This is a genomic window from Bradyrhizobium sp. AUGA SZCCT0222 (assembly GCF_018130205.1).
In the GTDB taxonomy this organism is placed as follows: domain Bacteria; phylum Pseudomonadota; class Alphaproteobacteria; order Rhizobiales; family Xanthobacteraceae; genus Bradyrhizobium.
In genome coordinates this window covers 46766-54812 of sequence record NZ_JAFCLX010000048.1, presented here as the reverse complement: position 1 = coordinate 54812, position 8047 = coordinate 46766, and the positions used below count along the sequence as shown (strand labels likewise).

Sequence of the window (8047 nt, the reverse complement as noted above, 5' to 3'; positions counted from 1 at the left end):
ACGGTGGCAATAGAGGCCGTCTCACCGGGGAGAGCGCGTTATAAGCCGTAAAGCCATTGCGCAGGGAATGTCGGATGTTCTCCGCTGCCCTGTATGCTCATGTGCAGCTTCTTAGCACAATTCGCACATGAGACCGCGGGTGCAGCGCGCATCCGGCATTCCCTGCGCCCTCTGATTGGAGGGCAAGGAATTTCTGACAAAACTCGGGCGCAATGTGCCGCGAGATCGTGAGCGCATGTTTTCGTCGTCCCGGCGAAGGCCGGGACCCATACGCCGCGGCCCATCGATAGAGACACCGGCGTCAAAGACCTTCTGCAACAACAACCGCCGCGGAGTATGGGTCCCGGCTCAAGGCCGGGACGACGATCGTAGGGCCGGGACGACATCGAGCACGAAGAATGCCTATTTCCCAGGCGCTTCCGTAGGGTTGGCTCACCCCCCATCTATCCGCTAGAACCCATCCAACTTTACCAAGAAGCTCGAAGGACCAACTGTTGAACATTCTTCCCGGCAATATGCGTTTTGGTGCGGGCCAGCCGGTCAAGCGTTTGGAAGACCAGAGACTGCTCACCGGGAAGGGGCAGTTCATCGACGACAAGCCGGAGGAGGGCGCGCTGTGGCTGCACGTGCTGCGCTCGCCCCATGCCCACGCCAAAATCGTCGCGATCGATACCAAAGCCGCGGCGGATCTGCCGGGCGTGGAAGCGATCTATACCGGCGCCGACCTGGTCAGGGACGATATCGGCACCATCCCGACGCTTTCGATCTTCAAGCGGCCGGACGGCACGCCGATGACGGTGCCGCCGCGCCGGCTGCTGGCGCATGAATTCGTGCGCTTCGCCGGCGAGCCGGTCGCGGCCGTGGTTGCGACCTCGCGGGTGCTGGCGCAGAACGCGGCCGAAGCGATTGTGGTGGACTACGAAGTGCTGCCGTCGGTGGTCGATCCCGTCGAGGCGGTCAAGCCGGGCGCGCCTGTGGTATGGCCCGAGGCGCCCGATAACATCGTCGGCGCGATGAGCTATGGCGACGCGGCCAAGGTCGAAGCTGCCTTCGCCAGCGCCGCGCATACCGTGTCGCTCGATCTGGTCAGCCAGCGGCTGATTCCATCCGCGATGGAGCCGCGCTCGACCATTGCCGAGATCGAGAAGAAATCCGGCCGGCTGATCCTGCACGTGCAATCGCAAACGCCGGGCTCGACCCGCGATTTGCTCGCCGAATCGATTTTGAAGCGGCCGAAGGAAAGCGTGCGCGTGCTGGTCGGCGATATCGGCGGCGGTTTTGGGCAGAAGACCAGCCTTTATCCGGAAGACGGCGTGGTGGCCTATGCCGCGACCAAGCTGGCTAAGAAAATCCGCTGGCGCGGCGATCGCACCGATGAATTCGTCGGCGGCACCCATGGCCGCGACCTGACCTCGACCGGCGAATTCGCGCTCGACGCCAAGGGCCGCGTGCTGGCCTATCGCGTGCGTTCGATCGGCGGCACCGGCGCGTATAGCAGCGGCGCAGGCAACATCATCCCGCTGGTACTGGGGCCGTTCGTGCAGACCGGCGTCTATGATCTTCCGCTGGTGCATTTCGAAGTCAAATCCGTGATGACCAACACCGCGCCGGTTGGCGCCTATCGCGGCGCGGGCCGGCCGGAAGCCGTGTTCATCGTCGAGCGGCTGATGGACGCCGCCGCGCGCCAGATCGGGATGGACCCGCGCGCCATCCGCAAGGTCAATTACATCAAGCCCGCGCAACTGCCCTACACCAACGCCGCCGGCCAGGTGTACGATTCCGGCGCGTTCGCGCACATGATGCAACGCGCCTCCGATCTTGCGGATTGGGACGGCTTCAATGCGCGCAAGAAGGCCGCGAAGAAGAAGGGCCTGCTCTACGGCCGCGGCCTCACCAGCTACATCGAATGGACCGGCGGGCGCGCGCACACCGAAAAGGTCTCACTGCACGCGACGGCTGAGGGCCGCATCATCCTGCATTCCGGCACCATGGCGATGGGGCAGGGGCTGCAGACCACCTACACCCAGATGGTGTCGGATACGCTCGGCATTCCCATGGACAAGATCGACGTCGTGCAGGGCGACACTGATCTTGCGACCGGTTTCGGCAGTGTCGGGTCGCGCTCGCTGTTCGTCGGCGGCACGGCGGTGGCGGTTTCCACCAACGACATGATCAACAAGGCGCGCGAAAAAGCTTCCAGCGTGCTGGAGACCTCGGTCGAGGATATCGAGTATCAGGGCGGCTTCCTCACCGTGGTCGGCACCGACAGGCGCATCAGCCTGTTCGAGATCGCCAGGAAGGAAGACGGCGCGCGGCTCAGCGTCGACAGCGAGGGTGAAGTCGACGGTCCGAGCTGGCCGAACGGCACGCATATCTGCGAGGTCGAGATCGATCCCGAAACCGGCGTCAGCAAGGTGGTGCGCTACACCACCGTCGACGACGTCGGCATCGCCGTCAATCCGATGCTGGTCACCGGCCAGGTGCATGGCGGCGTCGCGCAGGGCATCGGGCAGGCGCTGTATGAAGGCGTGTCCTACAACGAGGAAGGCCAGCTCCTGACCGCGAGCTATCAGGATTACTGCGTGCCGCGCGCCGACGACATTCCGCCGATCGAGGTGACGCTGGATGATTCCGCACCGTGCCGCACCAATCCGCTGGGCGCCAAGGGCTGCGGCGAATCCGGCGCCATCGGCGGCCCGCCCTGTATCACCAACGGCGTGATGGATGCGCTCAGCGAGCTCGGCATCAAGCAGCTCAACACCCCGCTGACACCGGCCAAGGTCTGGCAGGCGATCAGGGATGCGAGGGTGGGGTAGTTAGTTGTCATTCCGGGGCGCGTCGAAGACGCGAACCCGGAATCTCGAGATTCCGGGTTCGATGCTTCGCATCGCCCCGGAATGACAGGTGATTGTCGCAAGCTGCGACTCAAAGCAGCACGCCTCAAAAATCAGCAGCCCGCACCGTTGCGGGAATCCGTCGAATCAAGCCCAATGAGCCCTGCAAGAAGCAAGAACGTAATCAGACTCTCGGGGGCGATCCGATGTCGATTGAAGGTGCGATGCGCGCGCTGTCTGCTCGTGTGATCGTCGTCGGCAATGAGAAGGGCGGGTCGGGAAAATCCACCGTCGCCATGCATATCGCGATCGCCCTGATCAAGTCGGGCCAGCCGGTTGCCACCATCGATCTCGACACAAGGCAGAAAAGCCTCACCCATCACATCGAGAACCGGCGCGCCTGGGCGCGGCATGTCGGCCGCGACCTCGGCATGCCCCAGCATTTCTGCTTCCAGCAGCTCGATTATCCCTCGGCTGATGAACAGGCCGCCGGCTGCCGGGCGCTCGAGAAGACCGTCGAGACACTCGCCGGCCGCTATGGCGTCGTTATCATCGACACCCCCGGCCATGACGATTATCTGACGCATGTCGCGCATGCGATGGCGGACACCTTGATCACGCCGCTCAACGACAGCTTCGTCGATCTCGACGTGCTCGGCACCGTCGATCCCGAAACCTTCCGCGTCACCGGCACCAGCCATTATGCGGAGATGGTGGAGGAAGCGCGCGGCAGGCGCCGCGTACGCTATCTCGGCGTCACCGACTGGATCGTGTTGCGCAACCGGCTCTCGACACTCGGCTCGCGCAACAAGCGCCTTGTTGGCGAGAGCATCCAGCAGCTGTCACAGCGGCTGAACTTCCGCTGCGTCGAGGGGTTGGCCGAACGGGTGATATTCCGCGAATTCTATCCGCGTGGACTGACGGCGGTCGATGATCTCGACGAGATAACGCTCGGCAGCCGCCCCACCATGTCGCACGTCACCGCGCGGCTGGAGATGCTGAAGCTGCTCACGGCGATCGGATTGGGCAACGCCGCAACGGCCCACGAGATTGTGGGCCGCCGGCAGGAGGTGGCGTAAGTCGTCATTCCGGGGCGCGCGTCAGCGCGAACCCGGAATCTCGAGGTTCCGGGTCTGGTGCTAACGCACCATCCCGGAACGACGGTGCACATTCAAAGCCCCAGCACCATCTTGGCGATAATATCGCGCTGGATCTCCGACGAGCCGCCGAAGATCGTGTACGCCCGACTGTTGAGATACTCCGGCACCACCGGCAGCATCTCCTCGGGAATTCCTGGCGCCTCGTTGAGCCTGTAGAACGGCCGCATCGGCTCGACATAGAGCCCGTCATGGCCGATCACCTCGACGCCGAGCCGCGTCACCGCTTGCCTAATTTCGCTGTTGCGCAACTTGAGCAGCGACGATACCGCGCCGGGATTCTGCCCGGTCTGCAGCGCCGACAGCACCCGCAATTCGGTCATCTCGAGCGTGTCGATATCGACCTCGATCTCCGACATCCGCATCGAAATATCGGGATCGTCGATAGCGCGGCCGGTGGCCTCGGATTCGGCGAGGTCGGATACCGTCTTCAGCGCTTCGCGCAACTTGGCCGAGGCGATGCCGGAGCCGCGTTCGAATTCGAGCAAATATTTGCCGTAAGTCCAGCCCTTGCCTTCCTCACCGACCCGGTTGGCGACCGGCACGCGGACGTCGTCGAAGAACACCTGGTTGACTTCGTGATCGCCGCCGATCGTGAGGATCGGCCTTGTCGTGATGCCCGGGCTCTTCATGTCGATCAGGATGAAGGAGATGCCGTCCTGCTGCCGCTCGGTCTCATTGGTGCGCACCAGCGCGAACATGCGGTTGGCGTGATGCGCATGCGTGGTCCAGATCTTGGTGCCGTTGATGATGTAGTCGTCGCCGTCGCGCACCGCGCGCGTCTTCAGCGAGGCGAGATCGGAGCCGGAGCCGGGCTCGGAATAGCCCTGGCACCAGTAATCCTCGCCGGAGCGAATCCGCGGCAGGTAAAAATTCTGCTGCTCCGGCGAGCCGAAGCCGATGATGACGGGGCCGACCATCTTGACGCCCATCACATTGACATTCGGCGCCCCGGCACGCGCGCATTCGGCTTCAAAAATCCAGCGCTGCGCCGGGGTCCAGTCCGGCCCGCCATGCTCGACCGGCCATCCCGGCGCGCCCCAGCCCTTGGCATGCAGCGCCTTCTGCCAGGCGATCCCGATATCCGGATCGGAAAACACCGATGGGGTCAGCGACTGCGCGTGCTTCATTTCCGCCGGCAGATTCTGCGCGATGAAGTCGCGGACTTCCTGTTCGAAGGCGCGCTCCTCGGCGCTGAAGGTGAGATCCATGTGGCGCTCCCGCTAGGCTTGAATGGTTCGGCCGCCGAGGGCGGCGTGGCGGCGATAATGATGGGCGCTGCCGCCGAACAACGTGTCGAAGGCGAGCAGCCGCTTGAAGTAGGAACCGATGTCGAGCTCTTCGGTGACGCCCATCGCGCCGTGCAGCTGCACGGATTGTTCGGCGACGAAGCGGGCGCATTTGCCGATCTTGGCCTTGGCGCCCGAGGCAGCGCGGCCGCGCGCGATAGGTTCGGCATCGATCATCAGCGCGGCGCGCAGCGCCATCGAGCGGGCCTCGTCGCAGTTCATCGCCATGTCGGCCAGCCGATGGCGGATCACCTGATTGGCGGACAGCGGCCGGCCGAACTGTTTTCGAATCTTGGTGTATTCGAGCGTCTGATCCAGCAGCGTCTGCATGATGCCGACGGCTTCCGCGCCGAGCGCGGCCATTGCGCGGTCGACCACGGCCTCGATAACAGGCAGCGCATCGCTGCCGTCGCCGAGCACGGCGTCGGCGCCCACGTGGACGCCGCGAAGTTCGAGGTTGCATGCGCGGCCGCCGCCGAGTCGCGGGAAATCGCGCTTGGTGAGACCAGCCGCCTCCGCCGGCACCAAGAACAGGCCGAGCTCTCCCACCCCATTGTCGTCGGCGACCTGCGCCGAAACAATGATCTGCCCGGCGGCATTGCCGTCGAGCACCGCGGTCTTGCGGCCGTCGAGGCGCCATCCCTCTGCCGTCTTCCACGCCTTGGTCGCAACCTCAGCCAGATCGAACCGCGCCGCGCGTTCCGAATGCGCGAACGCCAGATAGAGCGAACCGTCCGCCACCTTGGGCAGCAACGCCTGCTTCTGCGCCTCGCTGCCGCATGCACCGATCAGCCCCGCGCCAATCACCACCGTCGAGAGATAGGGTTCGGACACCAGTCCCCGCCCAAAGGCTTCCATCAGGATGCCGATCTCGACCGCGCCGCCGCCGAGCCCGCCATGCTCCTCGGCGATCGGCAACGCCAGCCAGCCGAGCTCGGCGAACTGCTTCCAGATTTCGGCGCTGAAGCCGAGCGGTTCGCTCGCCATCCGGCGGCGATGCTCGGCGTTATAAGTTCCGGCCACAAAACGTTCGGCACTCTCTCGCAGCAACCGCTGCTCATCGCTCAATGTAAGGTCCATAGCTCTACTTCACCGATGCCTGCTTCCTGACGGAAGGATGAAGCCCCGCGGGGTCCACCACCATTCCGAATTCCTGAAGATTATGCGCATGGCAGAGCTGATGCAGCGCGAACGCCTGGTCGATCGCCGCGGGCTGCCCCATTACGTCGACCGAGCGGTTGACGGCCTCCTTGGTCAGCTTCAGCGCGAACGATGGCTTCGCCGCGATCTTCTGCGCCAGCGCCATCACGAACGAGGAAAGCTCCGCGCGCGGCACGACGTGGTTGACCATGCCGAGCCGGTGCGCCTCGTCCGCGCTCCAGGTGTCCGCCGTGAACAGCAATTCCTTGGCCTTGCGCGGGCCGAGTTCCCAGGGATGCACGAACCATTCGACGCCGCACACGCCCATGGTGACCACGGGATCGCAGAACTCGGCATCGGCGCTGGCGACGATCATGTCGCAGGCCCAGGCCAGCATCAGGCCGCCGGCGATGCATTTGCCGTGCACTTCCGCAATGGTCGGCTTGGCCAGGTTGCGCCAGCGCCGCGTGATCTGCAGATAGATCTCCTGCTCGCGGGCAAAGCGGCCATGGGCGTTGGGTTCGGCAAAGCCGCCCCAATTTCCGACCGGCGGAAAATCCACCCCGGCTTCGTTTTTGCTGCCCGGCCGCAGATCGTGGCCTGCGGAAAAATGCGGGCCGCTTCCTGCGAGGATGATGACCTTGACCGCGTCGTCCTGCACGGCCGCATCGAAGGCGGCGTTGAGGTCGTAGGTCATTTGCAGGTTCTGCGCGTTGCGCGCCTCGGGCCGGTTCATCACGATCCGCGCGATGCGCGGCTCCGGCCGCTCCACGACGATGGTTTCGAATGCGGTCATGGGCCCTCCAGGTTATTATTATGCGGCCATGTGACTATTTCAGCCGACGATAGGCAAGAGCCATCGGAACGAAAGCGGCCCGAAGTTCATTCAATCACCGCCGTCATTCCGGGATGGGCCATTAGGTCCAGCCCCGGAATGATTGTGTGAAAGCACGACATTCTGATACCGTGACACGAAATAATACCGGGAGTGTTTTATGCGCAAATTATGGACCGTTCTGGCGGCGCTGGCGACGCTGAGCCTGACCAATTGCGGCTACAACGCCATCCAGACCACCGACGAACAGGTCAAGGCGGGTTGGTCGGAAGTGGTGAACCAGTACCAACGGCGCGCTGATCTCGTGCCCAATCTCGTCAACTCGGTGAAGGGCTTTGCGCAGCAGGAAAAGGACGTGCTGCTCGGGGTCACCAACGCCCGCGCCAAGGTCGGCAGCATCCAGGCCACACCCGAGGTGCTGAACGATCCCGCCGCGTTCCAGAAGTTCACGGCCGCCCAGGGTGAACTCTCCAGCGCGCTGTCGCGCCTGTTGGTCGTGACCGAAAACTATCCGCAGCTGAAATCCGACGCACTGTTCAAGGATTTGATGGCGCAGCTCGAAGGCACCGAGAACCGCATTACCGTGGCGCGCAACCGCTACATCAAGGCGGTGCAGGACTACAATGTCGGTATCCGCACCTTCCCGAACAACATGACGGCGATGATGTTCGGCTACAAGGAAAAGCCAAACTTCGCGGTCGAGAACGAGAAGGAAATATCCACGGCGCCGAAGGTGGATTTCAATCCGGCACCAGCCGCGCCCGCGAAGTAGCGGATCAAAGATCAATCGCA

6 protein-coding genes are annotated in these 8047 nt (G+C 63.7%); 3 read left to right on the top strand and 3 right to left on the bottom strand.

Annotation, left to right across the window (positions count from 1 at the left end):
- Positions 1-494 precede the first annotated feature (494 nt).
- Both JQ629_RS30005 and JQ629_RS30000 read left to right on the top strand, forming a co-directional pair.
- Positions 495-2816 carry a xanthine dehydrogenase family protein molybdopterin-binding subunit gene (locus JQ629_RS30005; RefSeq protein ID WP_212415676.1) on the top strand — a complete coding sequence of 774 codons (2322 nt, stop codon included), beginning with the start codon at positions 495-497 and terminating at the stop codon, positions 2814-2816.
- A gap of 224 nt (positions 2817-3040) precedes the next feature.
- The gene (locus JQ629_RS30000) at positions 3041-3913 is read left to right on the top strand and encodes a division plane positioning ATPase MipZ (RefSeq protein WP_212415675.1); all 873 of its coding nucleotides are present in this window, start codon (positions 3041-3043) and stop codon (positions 3911-3913) included.
- A gap of 92 nt (positions 3914-4005) precedes the next feature.
- Here the strand turns inward: JQ629_RS30000 and JQ629_RS29995 are convergent, their stop codons facing one another.
- From JQ629_RS29995 to JQ629_RS29985, 3 genes are read right to left on the bottom strand one after another with little or no spacing between them, the layout of a single operon-like run.
- On the bottom strand, positions 4006-5202 hold the full coding sequence (locus tag JQ629_RS29995; RefSeq protein ID WP_212415674.1) for an acyl-CoA dehydrogenase family protein: 1197 nt from the start codon (positions 5200-5202) through the stop codon (positions 4006-4008).
- A gap of 12 nt (positions 5203-5214) precedes the next feature.
- Positions 5215-6360 carry an acyl-CoA dehydrogenase family protein gene (locus JQ629_RS29990; RefSeq protein ID WP_212415673.1) on the bottom strand — a complete coding sequence of 382 codons (1146 nt, stop codon included), beginning with the start codon at positions 6358-6360 and terminating at the stop codon, positions 5215-5217.
- 4 nt (positions 6361-6364) lie between these two features.
- Positions 6365-7216, bottom strand: a complete 852-nt coding sequence (locus JQ629_RS29985) for an enoyl-CoA hydratase (RefSeq protein WP_212391412.1) — start codon at positions 7214-7216, stop codon at positions 6365-6367.
- A gap of 199 nt (positions 7217-7415) precedes the next feature.
- Here JQ629_RS29985 and JQ629_RS29980 point away from each other — a divergent pair, with 199 nt between their 5' ends.
- Complete coding sequence (locus JQ629_RS29980) at positions 7416-8027, top strand: LemA family protein (protein WP_212415672.1); 612 nt, start codon at positions 7416-7418, stop codon at positions 8025-8027.
- Positions 8028-8047 lie beyond the last annotated feature (20 nt).

Bases quoted from the DNA above. Each gene is read 5' to 3' on its own strand.
- JQ629_RS30000 (WP_212415675.1), top strand. From the start codon at position 3,041: ATGTCGATTGAAGGTGCGATGCGCGCGCTGTCTGCTCGTGTGATCGTC.
- JQ629_RS29995 (WP_212415674.1), bottom strand. From the start codon at position 5,202: ATGGATCTCACCTTCAGCGCCGAGGAGCGCGCCTTCGAACAGGAAGTC.
- JQ629_RS29990 (WP_212415673.1), bottom strand. From the start codon at position 6,360: ATGGACCTTACATTGAGCGATGAGCAGCGGTTGCTGCGAGAGAGTGCC.
- JQ629_RS29985 (WP_212391412.1), bottom strand. From the start codon at position 7,216: ATGACCGCATTCGAAACCATCGTCGTGGAGCGGCCGGAGCCGCGCATC.
- JQ629_RS29980 (WP_212415672.1), top strand. From the start codon at position 7,416: ATGCGCAAATTATGGACCGTTCTGGCGGCGCTGGCGACGCTGAGCCTG.